Origin of the sequence: Lactobacillus sp. UMNPBX19 (assembly GCF_002553805.1) — a bacterium.
Lineage (GTDB): Bacteria > Bacillota > Bacilli > Lactobacillales > Lactobacillaceae > Lactobacillus.
In genome coordinates this window covers 1-431 of record NZ_PCYR01000116.1, presented here as the reverse complement: position 1 = coordinate 431, position 431 = coordinate 1, and the positions used below count along the sequence as shown (strand labels likewise).

At 43.4% G+C, this 431-nt stretch carries 2 protein-coding genes; both read right to left on the bottom strand.

Annotated elements, in window-relative coordinates:
• Positions 1–248, bottom strand: a 248-nt coding sequence (locus CP370_RS09350) for a ParB N-terminal domain-containing protein (protein ID WP_158227047.1), incomplete at its 3' end; no start/stop codon positions are given.
• A partial coding sequence (locus tag CP370_RS09345) for a ParA family protein (RefSeq protein WP_143467894.1) occupies positions 235–431 on the bottom strand: 197 nt, incomplete at its 5' end. The genes CP370_RS09345 and CP370_RS09350, both read right to left, overlap by 14 nt.

Below are 431 nucleotides of genomic sequence, written 5' to 3'. Positions count from 1 at the left end.
TTATGCCGTACAATAACTGGCTGCAAAACACCATTTTGCTTAATTGATTCAGCTAATTCCTGTAATTTGTCTTGATTGAATACCCGTCGTGGTTGGAAGGGATTAGCAACCATCTTGTCAACCGCAATTTCACGCACTTCATCACCAGTAGATACCGAAGTATCAAGCCCTTGGTCAGCAAATAAAGCACCTAGACCGCCACCTTTTTTACCGAAGCCACCTAATCCTGTTTTCTTAGATTTCACCATGAGACTCTAGGACCTCCTTTGCTAGTTGTGTGTATACCTCAGCACCCTTTGATTTTGGATCATAATCAATGATGGCCATCCCACGAGATGGTGCTTCAGACAGGCGAACATTACGTGGTATCACAGTCTCATAGACCTCACTACCAAAATACTCGCGCACATTCTCAATAACATCAGCTGACA